Origin of the sequence: Fibrobacter sp. (assembly GCF_017545445.1) — a bacterium.
Classification (GTDB): domain Bacteria; phylum Fibrobacterota; class Fibrobacteria; order Fibrobacterales; family Fibrobacteraceae; genus Fibrobacter.
On the sequence record NZ_JAFWOM010000140.1, the window covers coordinates 74,742 to 90,176 of the forward strand.

Consider the following 15,435-nt stretch of genomic DNA (forward strand, 5'->3'; position numbering starts at 1 on the left):
CGGATTCGGATGATGTTGTTTTAGAAAAACTTTTTAGAAAATGATGGAAGAGTTTCCGCTTTAAAATGAAGTTTTAGAGCGGATACGAGACTGTCGTCCTGAAATTCTTCGTCTAGACGTGATAAAACGCTAACGCCTTCTTCAAAGCTTGCTTCGTTGAATAGGACAAAACTTGTGTTGTGAAAAGAAGAAACAAGGGCATGGAGATTATTATAGGTGCCTTTGAATTTTTTTAGAATTTTTTTCAATTGCTTTCGAATTGAGGCGTCTACATTAAACTTCATATCTCCAAGCAACGCACTATCGTTGTCTAAAATGAACGCAAAATCCATGGAACAAGGCTGTAGGCTTGGTGAACATACTTTTGCCAAGTTATCTCCATCTACAACAAGGGCGCTGTTAGGTGTATAAGCAAAATCGGTCTGTTTAAGATTCTGGTCTGGTTGGTTTTCTTTTTGTGCTAATGAATAAAAATCAGTACGTGCTTGCGGTGCACATCGATTTACAAGGTTTGCAGACTTTTGGTAGTCATATTTAGGCATCAAAATCCTCTATCCCGGAATACAAGTCAATCTTTTCTAAAGATTTGTTGAATACCTTGAATATTGGGGAAATATTCAAGCCACAGTTTTTGAATTGATATGTATAAGAGTCAGAATTTATGCTTTCTGCAAGATAAAAACATACTTTGTCTTGAACATTGTTTCCAAATTCGTGTTCTGAGACATGCTTGATTGCTCTGATAAAATCAGGACTGTGGCTTGCGATGAGAAATTTAACTCCGAGGTGTTTATGGAGACGAATTACAAGACGGGCATATTCGACTACCCATTGAGGATGAAGATGAGCTTCGGGTTCGTCAAGAATCAGTAATGTCTTGTCATTAAGATTCCCAGAGGCGTAAAGCATTTGAAGTATGGAAAATGACTTTAAACCTGTCGCGCATTCCAAAAGGTTAAATGATTTACCGTCTGGACGGTGGTAAATAAATTGCTCGTAATTATCTTTCTTTACCCAATTAGAACTTCCGTTTAATAACCCTAAGTTTTCATTGCCGGTAAAGTCAAAGTCGGAATACGAATTTTTTCTTTTTAGGGAATTGTTCAATAAGTTCCAGTGTGGCCGGTAGGATTGATTTTCTCCCAAAGCCATAGGGGAATCTATGTAGAATACGTTCTTGACGGTACTTGGAATTGCTACGTTATCGTTCTCTGTATCTAAAATAGGAACGGATTCTTCATAAATGTTAAATAAATTTGGATTGATGCCGTTACCTTCGCCAAAGGCGTTTTTCCAGAATTTTTGGAATAGGCCGGCTTTGCGTTCTGCTTTTGCCCGAGTTGCTTCTTTTTCTATTTGATACAGACGTTCGTCTATATATGTTGCGATTTCTGGTAAATCTATAATATCAACAATATTGCCGATAATGGATTCGAATATTTTCCGGGTCCTCTTAATTTGGTTTTGCTTTTTATCGAGCGGGCTTATAAAAGGAATTGTTTCAAGTGCATTTTTTAATGTTTGGATTGCTGCATGAAGCTTTTCTAGGTGAATATAGTTGGTGCTAAAGAAAGGATATAGTTCATTGGTCAATTTTGCCAATGCCGTTTTTGAGATAAGTCCGGTTAAGTTATTGCTTGCAAAAAATAATGCTTGGATTATGGGCAGGATATCTTTTGCCCACGTGTTTTGATCCACGATTTCTTCGTATTTGATGGCCGAAGACAACAAATTGTATGTTTGATTGGCTATAGTGCTTTTTCCGGAACCATTTATTCCGGATAATACTGAAATTCCGTCCAGTTTTATTTCGGCAGATTCAACTGCACGAAAATGCTCAATTTTAACCCTAAGACTCATTATAGCCCCTTTCTTGCTCTAAAATATATAAAATTAGGGTGCTTTTGCGCAATATCACCATTTTAGGGGTTCCTTATATAGTTTAAATTAATAGTTTTTAGTTATTAATTCCCATTTCAATTTGATTTTTCTCACAAAATGAAAGATTTTTGCACGGAAAATAAAATTTTTTCCATTACAGTCTTGTAAGTTTTTTTGTAGTTATTTATATTTAACCATAATAGTTTGTTTTACAATGATAAAGGAACTAATTTTGTGAGTCTATCTGCGTACAGTGCACTGCTCTGCGTTTGCAATGAGGATAAATCCGAATGGCTATCTGTTGCTTTGGATAGCATGCTTTGCCAGACTGTGAAACCTGACGAGATTGTTTTGGTCCAAAACGGTCCCTTGGCAGACAGTTTGGATGCAACGATATATCGGTACAAAGAAAATAATCCTGAAATAATCAAGATTTTGCCCTTGCCAGATAAGGTTAGCGTGGGGCTGGCCTTGCAACAGGGTGTTCTCGCTTGTTCGCACGGCTTTATCGCTTGTATGGACGCGGATGGTTATTCTGTTCCGACTCGCATCGAAGAAGAACTTGGCGCCTTGTTTGAAAACAAGGTTGACATGGTGGGGTCCGACATCGATGAATTTGTTGAATCTACGGACAATGTTGTTGCTCACCGGAAGTATCCCGAAACCCCGGAGCAGATATACAGATTTGCAAAAAGAAAAGTTCCGATGGCCCATTCGTCTGTTTTGTTCAAAAAGAGAATGGTGCTTGCCTGTGGAAATTATGAAGATTTCTATTTGGCCGAAGATTACGCCTTGTTTATCAGGCTTTTAGGCATTTGTGCCAAAGGGTATAATATCCAAAAGACGTTGGTGTATAAGCGAGTTAGCGAAGATTTTTACGAACAACGCCGTGGCCGTAAATATTTCAGGGCGATGACTTCGTTTAATAAAAAATTCTTTAAGACGAAATGGTTTGGCTATAGGGATTACGTCGTTCGTTCTATAAAGAATTGCTTGGATTGTATGAAACCCAATGCGGCAAGAGGCCTTGTTTGCAATAGGGGTTGTGTGGAAAAGGATTATGCTAGATAAAAATTCAAAAATTTATGTTGCTGGACATCACGGGTTGGTGGGTTCTGCCATTTGGAACAACCTTAAATCTCGCGGTTACAACAATCTAGTCGGGCGTACCCATAAGGAACTCGATTTAACGGACCAGTACGCTGTCAAGAAATTTTTTGACGAGGAACGCCCTGATGCCGTTGTGCTCGCGGCGGCCTTTGTCGGCGGCATTATGGCGAACTCGCTTTATCGTGCCGATTTCATGATGATGAACATGAAAATCCAGTGCAACGTATTCAGCGAGGCATATGCACACAACGTTAAGAAGTTTTTGTTCCTTGGCTCTACCTGCATTTATCCGAAAAATGCTCCGCAGCCCATGAAAGAAGACGCGCTCCTCACAAGCGAACTCGAATACACGAACGAGGAATACGCCATTGCGAAAATTGCGGGCCTCAAGATGTGCGAAAGCTACAACTTGCAATATGGCACCAACTACATCGCCGTGATGCCCACAAACCTTTACGGACCGAACGACAACTTCCACTTGGAAAACAGTCACGTGATGCCGGCCATGATGCGCAAGATTTATCTGGCCAAGCTCATCCACGACAACGACTGGCAAAGCATCAAGATCGATATGGACAAACGCCCCGTCGAAGGCATCAACGGTAACGCCTCGCAAGATGAAATCTTGAAAGTCCTCACCAAGTACGGTATCGAGAACAACAAGGTGACGCTTTGGGGCACGGGCAAGCCGCTCCGCGAATTCCTCTGGAGCGAAGACATGGCAGACGCTTCGGTCCATGTGCTTTTGAACGTGAACTTTAGCGACATCATCGGCATCGAGAAATACTCTAGTGTGCATTATGGCGCAAGCGTCGATGGTGCTGTTGACCGCAACCACAGTGCTGGCCGCGGCGGCGCTATCCCGAAACTCGGTGAAATCCGCAACTGCCACATCAACGTGGGCACGGGCAAGGAACTCACCATCCGCGAACTCAGCGAACTTGTGGTGAAGGCCGTGGGCTTCGAAGGCGAAGTTGTGTTTGACGCAAGCAAGCCCGACGGCACAATGCGCAAACTCATCGACGTGAGCAAACTCCACAGCCTCGGCTGGACGCACAAAGTCGAAATCGACCAAGGCGTACAGAAACTATTTGACTGGTACAAAGGGAGCTTGGCTCATTAATCTTAATAAGGTCCCTGAGCATGCCGAAGGGCCGAAACATGTCATTGCGAGCGAAGCAATCTAGAACATTTAAAGGTACAAACAAATGACAAAACGAAACGTTGCATTGATCACTGGTGTCACGGGCCAAGACGGCTCCTATCTTTCCGAATTTTTGCTGGCCAAGGGCTATGAAGTCCACGGCATCATCCGCCGCTCTTCGGTGGATTTCCGTGAACGCATCGCCCACCTCGAAGGCAAGCCGAATTTCCACCTGCACTACGCCGACATGGGCGACTCCATGAGCCTCGTGAAGGTGGTGGGGAAGGTGCAACCGACCGAAATCTACAACCTCGCGGCCCAGAGCCATGTGCAGGTTTCGTTCGATTCCCCGGAATTTACCGCCGATGTCGATGCAACGGGCGTGCTCCGCATCTTGGAAGCCGTGCGAACGAATCATTTGGAAGAAACCTGCCGCATTTACCAGGCCAGCACAAGTGAACTTTACGGAAAGGTCGAAGAAGTCCCGCAGAACGAGAACACCCCGTTCCACCCGTACAGCCCGTATGCTGTAGCCAAGCTTTACGGCTATTGGATTGTCAAGGAATACCGCGAAGCCTACAACATGTTCTGCTGCTCCGGCATTTTGTTCAATCATGAATCCGAACGCCGCGGCGAAACCTTCGTGACCCGTAAGATTACGCTCGCCGCCGCCCGCATTGCTCAGGGCAAGCAAGATTGCCTGTACCTCGGCAACCTCGACAGCCTCCGCGACTGGGGCTATGCCAAGGATTATGTGGAATGCATGTGGCTCATTCTGCAGCACGACAAGCCCGAAGACTTCGTGATTGCGACTGGCGTGCAGCACACCGTCCGTGAATTCGCGACGCTCGCGTTCCACCATGCTGGCATAGAACTCCGCTGGGAAGGCGAGGGCGTGAACGAAAGAGGAATCAATGTGGCGAATGGCAAAACCGTCGTGGCAGTCTCGAAAGACTTCTACCGCCCGACCGACGTGGTGAACCTCTGGGGCGACCCGACCAAGGCCAAGGCCGAACTCGGCTGGAACCCGCAGAAGACCTCTTTTGAGCAGCTTGTGCAGATCATGGTCCACCATGACATGCAGAAAGTCGCCGCTGACCACGTTGCGAGCGTGACCCGCACGAACTTGGCGGAATACCTCGAAAAGGGATTAGTGAAGTAAGAGGGGACGGTGGCTGCTTTTGAGCGATACATTCTTGTCAAGGCAACCGCCTTATTTATCATTCCCGAGATGCTTGTAGATATTCTTGACGAATTGAAAAACATGGTTGCGAGTCATGGTTGTTCCTCCGATTGGTTTGAAGTAGGAGTTGACCATTCTCCGACCTGTTTATCTGCGGACCGGAAGAATTTTTTTGTAAATTTTGATATCAACGGGTTGCAAAATTGTGAAGATTATCAACAGATGATGGTGGTGCATCGGGAGGCGGGGTAATGATGAAAAATATATGTTTATATGATGCTAAGTATGCACGTCAAGGCTTCTGAGGAAAGTGTCTTTTTATGCCTTCATTTAGGTCAACAGTCATAACTTCTTTAATTTGGAAATTTTTGGAACGAAGCAGTTCGCAAATGGCTAGCTTTGTTGTCTCCATAGTACTTGCTCGTATTTTAGCTCCTGAAGATTTTGGTTTAATTGCTTTGGTCCTTGTTTTTACAAATATAGCGGGGGTTTTTATTCAGGCCGGTTTTAGTACGGCTTTGGTTCAGAAAAAAGATGCTGATAATATTGATTTTTCCTCGGTTTTTTTTGTTAGTTTGGCTATTGCGGTTGTTTTTTATGTTGCTCTATTTGCTTGTGCTCCTTTAATAGCTTCGTTTTATGAGCGGAATGAGTTAGTTCCTGTAATTAGATGCCTTTCTTTTACGCTTATTATAGGAGTATTTAATTCTATTCAAAATGCGTATGTTGCTCGTCATATGCTGTTTAAGAAGCTTTTCTTTCGTAGTATTTGTGCTGTCATTCCCTCGGGAATCGCTGGAATATTTTTTGCGTATTATGGATTTGGTGTGTGGGCATTGGTAATTCAACAGCTTGCTAATGTATCTTTAATGTGTATATTTATGTGGTTTACTGTTAAGTGGAGGCCTCAACTTTTATTTTCGTGGGCCCGAGTCAAAGAATTGCTCTCTTTTGGTTGGAAACTTTTATGTTCTTCGCTTTTAGATGTCGTGTATGGCAATTTACATAGCTTAGTTATTGGAAAAATATTTGCCCCGACAGTGTTAGGTTTTTATTCAAGAGGTAGTCATTTTCCTAGTATCATTATTTCTAATATAAACTCATCCATCCAAGCAGTTCTATTTCCGGCTTTTTCAATGTATCAAGATGATAAATCTCGTTTAAAACAGCTTGTTCGTCGGTCGATTGTTACTAGTTCTTTCGTAATTGTACCATTGATGGCTATGCTTGCAGCTTTGGCTGAACCTCTTGTATTAGTTGTTCTTGGTGAAAAATGGTTACCTTGTGTGCCGTTTGTTCAAATTTATTGTTTTATTTATTCTTTTTGGCCTATACATACATCTAACTTGTCTGCTATAAACGCCGTTGGCAGAAGTGATATTTTCTTGAAATTGGAGATTATCAAAAAAATAGTAGGATTATTGATGTTGGTTTTGTTTATCTATTATTTTCGTACGCCAATAGGTATCGCTTGTTCTGGAGCAGTAACTTCAATTATGGCTTCGTTTATAAATGCATATCCAAATAAGACGTTGCTTAATTATGGATATGCTGAGCAAATGAAAGATATTTTTCCGTCGTATCTATTGTCTTTTGGAATAGGATTAGTTCTTTTCTATGTCTCTTCATTGGGATTGTCTCCCATTTTCCAATTAATAATTCTTCCGATCTGTGGGTGTGTAATTTATGTTGCTATTGCGAAATTACTTCAATTAGAAGGGGTTGTATATTTGCTTAATATGATATGTGAATACAGTGTAAAACGAAAAAAATTTGCATAAAAGGTTTTTTATGAATTATAGATCTCAAGATGAAATAATGAAAAATTGGCCTAAAGTATATGATAAGCCAGTTGTAACAATACTTTGCATGGTTTACAATCATGCAAAGTACATAGAAGATTGTATAAAAGGTTTTTTAATTCAGGAAACAAATTTTCCTTTTGAAATCTTTATCCATGATGATGCTTCAACGGATGAAAGTCCTGAAATAATAAGACGATATACTGCTCTGTATCCCAAAATTTTCAAGCCTTTGTTTGAAAAAGAAAATTTATATTCAAAAGCGAATGGTGAACTTACAAAAGTAATTCGAGATGCAAAAAATAATCGTGGTAAGTATGTTGCTATATGTGAAGGTGATGATTACTGGATAGATCCTTTAAAATTGCAAAAACAGGTTGATTATTTGGAATCTCATCCAGATTGTGGGTTAGTTCGTACTGAGGTAAATAGATTTTTTCAAAAAAGTGGTAAGCTTGAAGAATGTTTTTTTACTAAAGTTCAAAAATGTAACAACATTGATACTTTAGGTGATTATATATGGAATGGTCGTTTTGCAGCTCCGTGTTCCTGGCTTTTTAGAAGGGATATTTATAATGGTTTACCTGATTTGAACCAAATGAAATTTTTTTGTGGAGATATTTTAATAATTCTACAAGCTGCTTCTTTGTATAAAATTCATTTTATGAATGATGTTACTGCAGTGTATCGAGTCCTTGAAAAAAGTGCTAGTCATTTTGTTGACCCAATGAATAATTATCGTTTCATGCGTAATGTAAGTAATACGCGTGAGTATTATGCACGACGTATGCCTATTAAGTTTAGAATAGCTTTTTTCTTTCATATAGAACGTTTTCGTCTAAGGTTAAAAAAATATGTGGTTACATCATATGTAAAAAAATGGTTGGGCTTGAAAATGGGAAAATAGAAGTTTATGAAAAATCAAGAAAATATAACTGTAACCTCGCCGCTTCTTCCTTCTTTGGACGAATTCATTCCTTTGCTCAAGGACATTTGGGAGCGTAAATGGCTTACTAATAATGGATCGTATCACAAAGAACTTGAAGCAGCTCTCGCTGAATACCTTGGCGTTGAATACATCAGTTTGTTCACTAATGGAACGCTGCCTCTGATTACGGCATTGCAAGCAATGCGTATTACCGGTGAAGTTATTACCACTCCGTACAGTTTCGTTGCAACGACTCATTCTATTTGGTGGAACGGCCTTACTCCGGTTTTTGTCGATGTCGATTCGGCTACCGGCAACCTTGATCCGAAAAAAATCGAAGAAGCGATTACCCCTAAAACTACCGCAATCATGCCGGTACATGTTTATGGGAATCCGTGTGATATTGAAGCCATTCAGAAAATCGCCGATTGCTATGGACTTGCTGTTATTTATGATGCTGCTCATGCTTTCAATGTGAAAATTAATGGCAAGACGATTTTGGATGCTGGCGATATGAATACACTCAGTTTCCATGCCACCAAAACATATAATACTGTTGAAGGCGGTGCCCTCATCTGTCACGACGCACGCACGAAAAAACGTATAGATTATCTCAAAAATTTTGGATTCGCTGGTGAAACAACTGTAGTTGCTCCCGGTATCAACAGCAAGATGGATGAGATTCGCTCTGCTTATGGCTTGTGCAATTTGAAACATATTGATGACGCTATTGCAGCTCGTAAGAATGTTGCTTTAAGGTATCGAGCCGCACTCGAGAATGTGCCCGGAATTTCGATGTTCAAGGAACGCGATGATGTCACATACAACTATTCGTATTTTCCAATTTTCGTGAACGAAAAGGAGTACGGCATGAGCCGTGATGCCCTTTATGAAAAAATGAAGGAAAATGGCATTTTGGGTCGCCGTTATTTCTATCCGCTCATTTCAAGTTTTGCCGTTTATCGCGGACTGCCATCTGCAACTAAGGAAAATCTTCCTGTGGCAACACGTATGGCGGACGAAGTCATTTGTTTGCCTATGTATGCTGGGCTTACGGACGAAAATATAAGCCGTGTTATTGACATAATAACAAATGCGAATAACTCATAAACAATATTATCACAGTAACTTAATGAGGATATAGAAAGAATGAAGCATTTATTGATTGTGGGTGCAAGAGGATGGGGACGAGAAATCCTTTCTACTGTCATTTACACGAAGGCTTATATCAACGGTGAATTTGATATCAAAGGTTTCCTTGACAGCAAAACAGACGCTTTCGAAGGATTAAAAGGGAATTATCCACCTATAATATCCTCACCAGAAGATTACGTAGTTCAGCCAGATGATGTTTTCTTTGTCGCTATGGGAGACCCAAAATGGCGCAAGCATTACGCGGACATAATTGAAAAAAAAGGAGGGCATTTTATTTCTATTATAGGAAATAAAGCCTACGTCAATCCAACTGCAACTGTTGGAGAAGGATCCTACATTTCGTCGTTAGCAGTGATTTCTGATAACGTTTCCATTGGAAAGCATTCCATAATACATATTTTTTGCGATATAGGGCATGATACGAAAATAGGTGATTATACATCTATCGAAGCATATTGTTTTATAGGGGGAGGTGCTGAAATTGGCTCCCAGTCTATAATGCATGTTCGTTCAACTCTAATTCGACAAAAAAAGGTTGGAAACAATGTCGATGTTGGATCGCATAGTCTAGTAACACGTAATATAAAAGATGGACTCCATGTATTTGGGGTCCCTGCAACAAAACTTTCTTTTTAACTATAAACAAATAACCATAAATAGGAGATAAACATGGATATCAACGAATTCATTGAACACTTTGCCGAACAGTTCGAAGAAACTGATGCTGCCGAATTCAAGGCAGACACCAAGTTCCACGACTTGGACGAATGGTCGTCTTTGATGGCTCTTAACATCATTGCAATGGTTGATGAAGAATATGATGTCACGCTCAAAGGCGCAGACCTTGAAAATGCTACAACCATTGAAGATTTGTTCAATACTGTGAAAGGAAAAAAATAATGGCGTTTTTGTCTTTCCCGAACGTTCGAATTGCCGGCATATCGGCCGGTGTTCCTCAAAATATTGCCGACAATTTACACCCAACAGAAGATGATGCTGTTTCTACAGAGTATTCTCCGGAGGATTTTGTTAAAACGACGGGTGTAAAAGAACGTCGGGTTAGCTATTCGCTGACAACATCAGATTTGTGTTATGCTGCTGCGGAAAAACTCATATCTGATTTAAAATGGAACAAAGAAGATATCGGTGCGATATTCTTTGTTTCGCAAACTCCTGACTATATTTTGCCAGCAACAGCTTGTATTTTACAGGATCGATTGGGACTTCCACAAGAATGCTATGCTGAAGACATCTCATTAGGTTGTTCTGGTTGGGTCTATGGGTTGAGTTCCGCAGCATCTATTCTTGGCAGAGGTTCTATAAAAAAAGCTTTGGTCATGTGCGGTGAAGCTAAGGCTCGTTTCAAAGGACCGCAACGCCGTAGAAATCCTTTGTTTGGCAGTGCGGGAACGGTTACCGCCGTGGAATATGAAGAATGTAATGCTGGCATTAAATTCCATTTTGGTACAGATGGCAGTGGCTTTGACGCGATCATTACACCAGAAGGTGGAGCTCGCAATCCTGTTACTCCAGCCAGTTTCGATACAGAGATTGTTGACGGAAAGGAAACCTATAGGCTCCAATCTCGCATGAAAGGAATGGATGTTTTCTCTTTTGGCATAACGGCTGCTCCAAAGTCGGTCAAATCTCTTGCAACACATTATAATTTTGATTATTTGCAGGCGGATTGGTATGTTTTCCATCAAGCGAATAGCAAGATGAACAACATGATTGCCAAAAAGTTAAAACTGCCGATGGAAAAAGTTCCGTCTAGTATGTATCGTTTTGGTAATACGAATGGGGCTAGTATCCCCATGACTATTGTGGCTGAACTTAAGGGAAAGGCCGATGTTAAGCCAGCAAAATTCATTTGCTGTGGCTTTGGTGTTGGACTTTCTTGGGGTACAACTTATTTTGAAACAGATAACCTAGTAATATCCGATCTTGTTGAAGTATCGGATGAGGAGGTAGATAAGGTTCATGTCGTATAATCCGTTTTCATTAGAAGGTAAGAAGGTTCTTGTAACTGGAGCTTCGTCAGGAATTGGTCGCACAACGGCTATTGAATGCTCCAAGATGGGTGCTTGCGTTTGCATTACAGCCCGAAATGAGGCTCGCTTAAAAGAAACTTTTGATTCATTGGATAGATCTTACGGTCAGGAGCATCAGATGTTCATTGCTGATCTGTCCAATGAAGACGGTGTTTCAGCTTTGGTTGAATCTTTGCCGGCTCTTGATGGTGTATCCTTAAATGCAGGCATTGTTAAGACTCTTCCAGTCAAATTTATTAACAACGCTGATTTGTCCGAAGTGTTGAACGTGAATATGATTGGACCTGTTCTTTTGACACAACGTCTCTTGAAAAAGAAAAAACTATCAAAGGGCAGTTCTGTTGTATTTACCTCTTCCATTGGTGGAGTGATGATTTCTACAGTCGGTAACACGATGTATGGAATTTCTAAAGGTGGCTTAAATGCCTTCATGAAAGGATTTGCCCTTGAAATGGCCAAGAGCGGCATAAGAGGAAATAGTGTAAATCCTGGTTTTGTGATGACGAATATATTGTCTGCAGGGACTATTTCTGAAGATCAACTTAAAGAAAATGCGATGCATTATCCTTTGGGACGTTTGGGTAAACCGGAAGATATCGCCCACGCTATTATTTATTTGCTATCAGATGCATCGTCTTGGGTAACAGGACATACATTAGTTGTTGATGGCGGAGTGATTCTTAGGTAATATAAATGTTGGCAAAAACATATAACATTTTTAGGCGATTGGCTTCTTTTTTGAAAAGAATAGTTAGGATGTTGAGGTATATTTTAAGAGAGATTTGCCTAGCTTATAAAGGGAATAGTATTATTGCATCCTATTTAGATATTCCCGCAAAGAAAAATCAAGTCAACATATATCAATATCACCCTAAACGATTTGGTTATGATTTATATCAGAATAAACCATATAATTTGGGTGATTCTTTAGGAGAGGTTATCGTAGAATACTTTTTAAAACAAAAAGGAATAGACATTAACGCTAAAGTTTCTTCTACAAAACATCTCTATTGCGTAGGATCCAATATTCAAGGCGGTTATCAAGATGCAACTATTTGGGGAAGTGGTATGTTTCCTTTTGAAACAAAAGCTCTTTATCAAAAAGGACTCAATATTCCAGGATTCTCTCATATAATTTTTTTGTTGCAGAAAATAAGCCGTAGAAAGCTGGATATTCGTGCAGTCAGAGGTCCATTGACAAAAAAGGTTTTGGAAGATTATGGCTTTAAATGTCCTGGTGTTTTCGGGGATCCAGCTATATTGATGCCTTTGATATATAATCCAGATGTAAAAAAAGATAAACGAAGGTTGATTATTCCGCAATTTGTTTATGAACGACAATTTAGAACAAATCATCCTAATGAAAATATCGTATCAATGAACACAAATGATTATAAATCAGTTATAGATGAAATTGTATCAAGTGAAATCGTTTATACATCTTCACTTCACGGAATAATCTTGGCCGAATCGTATGGCGTCCCTGCGGTCTTTTTTAGATGTTTGCCCAAGTTTACAGATTTTAAATATTTGGACTACTATTATAGCACAGGAAGAACTAATATAAAAATTGCAGAGTCTTTTGAAGAAGCTTTGACTATGGATCCTTTACCATTACCAGATTTATCTGGTTTACGCAAAGGACTTTTAGAATCATTCCCTTATGATTTATGGGAAAAATAATATGGATATAATTTGGCGAGTATAAGAGAGTAATTGGTATGCCTATAGTATCTTTTAAAGATGTTGGAATAACGGCGATGGCCGCTTGCGTGCCGAAGAATGTCATCAACAACTATGAGTATGATCTTGATATTTGGCCTAGGGAAGAAGTAAAAAAAGTCGTTGACAAGGTCGGGGTTTTTGAACGCCGCTTTGCCGATGAAAAAACTTGTTCTTCTGACTTGTGCTTTGCTGCTGCAGAAAAACTCATTGCGGACAACAATATTGACCGTAACGAAATTGATTTAGTCGTTTTCCTTTCGCAGACTCCAGACTACAGGATGCCCGCAACATCTATTTTGTTGCAGGATAGGCTGAAGCTACCGATGACGACAATGGCTTTTGACATTTCACTTGGCTGTTCTGGCTTTATCAATGCGTTGAGCATTGTTTATGCGCTTATGGAAAACAAGGGATTCCGCAAAGCATTACTGCTTGATGGAGAAACTCGTTCCAAAGTATACAGCCGTAAGGACAGGCGCGAAGCTTTCATTTTTGGCGATGCTGGCATTGCCGCCTTGATTGAACGTGATGAAAAGTTCGGCGAAAGCCATTTTTCGTTGAACTCCGACGGCTCGCGCGGCGAATTGATCATGATTCCAGGCGGCGGATACCGCAATATGAGTTCTGTTGAAACATTGCGAGACAAGGTCGTTGATGAATACGGCAACATTCGCAATGATGAGCAGGGCCACATGCAGGGGGCCGATGTATTCAATTTTGTGATTGTCGAAATTCCGAGAGATATCAAGGGTTTGTTCGCTCATGTCGGCATGAACATCGAAGATGTTGATTACTACGTATTTCACCAGGCGAATGCCTTCATTAACAACTTCATTGCTAAGAAAATGAAGCTGAACTATGACAAAATTCCATGGACAATCCAGAAATATGGAAATACGTCGTCTGTTTCTGTGCCGCTGACAATTGTGAGCGAATTGAAAGACAAAATGCAAGGTCGCAAGAACCTGATGCTGAATGCTTTTGGTGTTGGCATGGCTTGGGCAACTGCGATAGTTCCGTTTGTGGATTGTAAGATTAGTGATATTGTGGAAATTTAGAAAAGGAATTTTTTTACAGCGGGAAAAAGCATATATCAAATTGGTTCATCTGAAAGTGACTGAAAAAACAAAAAAAAGATTGGTTTAAAATATGTGTACATTTTGCACAGTAACTATTTTTTACATTTAGAAGAATGTTCTTCATTCGTCTAGTGCTTTGGAATAAATAAATTTTTTTATTGGATTGGAATATAAAAAAGTCAAATGCTTTATACGTTTTTAGCAATAATTGCGTTTTATTTAGCTTATAAGGTGGGTTGTTTAGAAAAACAAAATGACCGTGATTTGTATTATAAACTAACTTTTTTTGTAATATTCTTTATTTATGGTTTTGAATTCTATAACACTGTTGACTATAGTGTTATGCTTAGTAAGTTTAATTGGGTAAATAATACAGAAAAATCTATTTTTGAATTTGGCGAAGTTGTGGAACCTTTGTGCGCTTTTTTATTAAAACTTTGTCAACCTATAGGAGGTATTGGATACTATCTTGTAACAGCCGCTTTTGAAATTTTTGTAATGTATAAGCTATGTAAGAAAAGCTTTGACGAAAGATTTCTTTGGTTGTTTGTTTTTATTTTACTGATTAATTTTAGTTACGTGATTACTTTTATGACTCTGAAAAGACAATTTTTGTCTGTATCTTTTGTTATGCTTGGTGTGTATTTGTCGTCCTTAGAATCGTTTAAAGATAAAAGATTTTTTTCAAAGGAGAGTTTTTATATTTTCCTCTGTTTTGTTGCCGCATTTATGATTCATAAAGCATCTGTCGGTGCGTTGTTTTTACTGCCTATTGTGTTTCTTAAACAACCTCTTACGAAAAAGATGTCTGTTTTTTTGTTGTTTTTATTTTTGCTTCAATATCTAATAAATTTGTCAGATTATGCGGATTCTATTTTTTATTTTTTATCTGATAGAACCGAAAAATTTGCCCATTATGCTCAACAGTTAGAAAGTGGAAGATCAAAAACGTTTGTTTATATTTTTTATGAAACTGTTGTTTTTTTGACTTTGCTTTATTATGGAAACAAAGAATCCGGTATAAGGCTTGTTTTGATAAAAGCTTCTTTATTATATTTTGTTACGGTAAATTACTTTCAAAAAGATATGGGGCGAATTGTATTGTATTATCAATATTGCACAATTTTTGCGATTGTAATTTCTATAGAAAACTTGTTGATTGAGGGAAAAATTAAATTTGCAAAGATGTTGATGCTTATGGTTGTTTTAATTTCATGCCGTCTTTATTATAATGCTTATTTTGTAAATGATAAGCATTCTATGTCTTATGGTTTTAAAAATTTTGAAACAATTTTTGAAGCTCCTTCTTTATGGATTGATAATCCTGTTAAGTTATACAAAAAATATTTACCCCATTATTATTTACCATATTATTAG

General features: G+C 39.4%; 16 protein-coding genes. 14 read left to right on the forward strand and 2 right to left on the reverse strand.

Features of this window, described 5'->3' with window-relative positions:
* Nucleotides 1-20 precede the first annotated feature (20 nt).
* Entirely contained in the window at nucleotides 21-542 is a 522-nt protein-coding gene (locus IKG78_RS16410; RefSeq protein WP_290945468.1) for a hypothetical protein, read from the reverse strand.
* On the reverse strand, nucleotides 535-1,860 hold the full coding sequence (locus tag IKG78_RS16415) for an AAA family ATPase (protein ID WP_290945470.1): 1,326 nt from the start codon (nucleotides 1,858-1,860) through the stop codon (nucleotides 535-537). The genes IKG78_RS16410 and IKG78_RS16415 overlap by 8 nt, the downstream gene beginning before the upstream one ends.
* 255 nt (nucleotides 1,861-2,115) lie before the next feature.
* Here IKG78_RS16415 and IKG78_RS16420 point away from each other — a divergent pair, with 255 nt between their 5' ends.
* The 14 genes from IKG78_RS16420 (at nucleotide 2,116) to IKG78_RS16485 (ending at nucleotide 15,435) form a co-directional block, all read left to right on the forward strand.
* Nucleotides 2,116-2,952 (forward strand): glycosyltransferase, encoded by an 837-nt coding sequence (locus IKG78_RS16420; RefSeq protein WP_290945471.1) that lies wholly within the window; start codon nucleotides 2,116-2,118, stop codon nucleotides 2,950-2,952.
* Nucleotides 2,942-4,114: a GDP-L-fucose synthase gene (locus IKG78_RS16425; RefSeq protein ID WP_290945472.1), complete on the forward strand. Its 1,173-nt coding sequence runs from the start codon at nucleotides 2,942-2,944 to the stop codon at nucleotides 4,112-4,114. The genes IKG78_RS16420 and IKG78_RS16425 overlap by 11 nt, the downstream gene beginning before the upstream one ends.
* An 85-nt stretch (nucleotides 4,115-4,199) precedes the next feature.
* Complete coding sequence (gene gmd, locus IKG78_RS16430; RefSeq protein WP_290945473.1) at nucleotides 4,200-5,297, forward strand: GDP-mannose 4,6-dehydratase; 1,098 nt, start codon at nucleotides 4,200-4,202, stop codon at nucleotides 5,295-5,297.
* A 9-nt stretch (nucleotides 5,298-5,306) separates the two neighbouring features.
* Nucleotides 5,307-5,570 (forward strand): hypothetical protein, encoded by a 264-nt coding sequence (locus tag IKG78_RS16435; RefSeq protein WP_290945475.1) that lies wholly within the window; start codon nucleotides 5,307-5,309, stop codon nucleotides 5,568-5,570.
* Nucleotides 5,571-5,638: 68 nt separating this feature from the next.
* Complete coding sequence (locus IKG78_RS16440; protein WP_290945477.1) at nucleotides 5,639-7,099, forward strand: lipopolysaccharide biosynthesis protein; 1,461 nt, start codon at nucleotides 5,639-5,641, stop codon at nucleotides 7,097-7,099.
* Between the two features lie 10 nt (nucleotides 7,100-7,109).
* The gene (locus IKG78_RS16445) at nucleotides 7,110-8,027 is read left to right on the forward strand and encodes a glycosyltransferase (RefSeq protein WP_290945479.1); all 918 of its coding nucleotides are present in this window, start codon (nucleotides 7,110-7,112) and stop codon (nucleotides 8,025-8,027) included.
* 6 nt (nucleotides 8,028-8,033) lie between these two features.
* Nucleotides 8,034-9,158 carry a DegT/DnrJ/EryC1/StrS family aminotransferase gene (locus IKG78_RS16450; protein WP_290945481.1) on the forward strand — a complete coding sequence of 375 codons (1,125 nt, stop codon included), beginning with the start codon at nucleotides 8,034-8,036 and terminating at the stop codon, nucleotides 9,156-9,158.
* Nucleotides 9,159-9,197: 39 nt separating this feature from the next.
* The gene (locus IKG78_RS16455; RefSeq protein WP_290945483.1) at nucleotides 9,198-9,839 is read left to right on the forward strand and encodes a hypothetical protein; all 642 of its coding nucleotides are present in this window, start codon (nucleotides 9,198-9,200) and stop codon (nucleotides 9,837-9,839) included.
* Between the two features lie 33 nt (nucleotides 9,840-9,872).
* Nucleotides 9,873-10,103, forward strand: coding sequence for an acyl carrier protein (locus tag IKG78_RS16460; RefSeq protein WP_290945485.1), 231 nt, complete (start codon nucleotides 9,873-9,875; stop codon nucleotides 10,101-10,103).
* Nucleotides 10,103-11,194: a ketoacyl-ACP synthase III gene (locus IKG78_RS16465; RefSeq protein WP_290945487.1), complete on the forward strand. Its 1,092-nt coding sequence runs from the start codon at nucleotides 10,103-10,105 to the stop codon at nucleotides 11,192-11,194. Before IKG78_RS16460 ends, IKG78_RS16465 begins: the two co-directional genes overlap by 1 nt.
* The gene (locus tag IKG78_RS16470) at nucleotides 11,184-11,942 is read left to right on the forward strand and encodes an SDR family oxidoreductase (protein WP_290945489.1); all 759 of its coding nucleotides are present in this window, start codon (nucleotides 11,184-11,186) and stop codon (nucleotides 11,940-11,942) included. Before IKG78_RS16465 ends, IKG78_RS16470 begins: the two co-directional genes overlap by 11 nt.
* A gap of 5 nt (nucleotides 11,943-11,947) precedes the next feature.
* Complete coding sequence (locus IKG78_RS16475) at nucleotides 11,948-12,937, forward strand: polysaccharide pyruvyl transferase family protein (RefSeq protein WP_290945491.1); 990 nt, start codon at nucleotides 11,948-11,950, stop codon at nucleotides 12,935-12,937.
* Between the two features lie 38 nt (nucleotides 12,938-12,975).
* Nucleotides 12,976-14,037 (forward strand): ketoacyl-ACP synthase III, encoded by a 1,062-nt coding sequence (locus IKG78_RS16480; protein ID WP_290945492.1) that lies wholly within the window; start codon nucleotides 12,976-12,978, stop codon nucleotides 14,035-14,037.
* Nucleotides 14,038-14,241: 204 nt separating this feature from the next.
* Nucleotides 14,242-15,435, forward strand: a complete 1,194-nt coding sequence (locus IKG78_RS16485) for an EpsG family protein (RefSeq protein WP_290945494.1) — start codon at nucleotides 14,242-14,244, stop codon at nucleotides 15,433-15,435.

What these genes read in the sequence shown, in the direction of transcription:
- IKG78_RS16475 (WP_290945491.1), top strand. Translation starts at nt 11,948, where the DNA reads ATGTTGGCAAAAACATATAACATTTTTAGGCGATTGGCTTCTTTTTTG.
- IKG78_RS16415 (WP_290945470.1), bottom strand. Translation starts at nt 1,860, where the DNA reads ATGAGTCTTAGGGTTAAAATTGAGCATTTTCGTGCAGTTGAATCTGCC.
- IKG78_RS16440 (WP_290945477.1), top strand. Translation starts at nt 5,639, where the DNA reads ATGCCTTCATTTAGGTCAACAGTCATAACTTCTTTAATTTGGAAATTT.
- IKG78_RS16450 (WP_290945481.1), top strand. Translation starts at nt 8,034, where the DNA reads ATGAAAAATCAAGAAAATATAACTGTAACCTCGCCGCTTCTTCCTTCT.
- IKG78_RS16445 (WP_290945479.1), top strand. Translation starts at nt 7,110, where the DNA reads ATGAATTATAGATCTCAAGATGAAATAATGAAAAATTGGCCTAAAGTA.
- IKG78_RS16465 (WP_290945487.1), top strand. Translation starts at nt 10,103, where the DNA reads ATGGCGTTTTTGTCTTTCCCGAACGTTCGAATTGCCGGCATATCGGCC.
- IKG78_RS16460 (WP_290945485.1), top strand. Translation starts at nt 9,873, where the DNA reads ATGGATATCAACGAATTCATTGAACACTTTGCCGAACAGTTCGAAGAA.
- IKG78_RS16485 (WP_290945494.1), top strand. Translation starts at nt 14,242, where the DNA reads ATGCTTTATACGTTTTTAGCAATAATTGCGTTTTATTTAGCTTATAAG.
- IKG78_RS16480 (WP_290945492.1), top strand. Translation starts at nt 12,976, where the DNA reads ATGCCTATAGTATCTTTTAAAGATGTTGGAATAACGGCGATGGCCGCT.
- IKG78_RS16425 (WP_290945472.1), top strand. Translation starts at nt 2,942, where the DNA reads ATGCTAGATAAAAATTCAAAAATTTATGTTGCTGGACATCACGGGTTG.
- IKG78_RS16410 (WP_290945468.1), bottom strand. Translation starts at nt 542, where the DNA reads ATGCCTAAATATGACTACCAAAAGTCTGCAAACCTTGTAAATCGATGT.
- gmd (WP_290945473.1), top strand. Translation starts at nt 4,200, where the DNA reads ATGACAAAACGAAACGTTGCATTGATCACTGGTGTCACGGGCCAAGAC.
- IKG78_RS16455 (WP_290945483.1), top strand. Translation starts at nt 9,198, where the DNA reads ATGAAGCATTTATTGATTGTGGGTGCAAGAGGATGGGGACGAGAAATC.
- IKG78_RS16470 (WP_290945489.1), top strand. Translation starts at nt 11,184, where the DNA reads ATGTCGTATAATCCGTTTTCATTAGAAGGTAAGAAGGTTCTTGTAACT.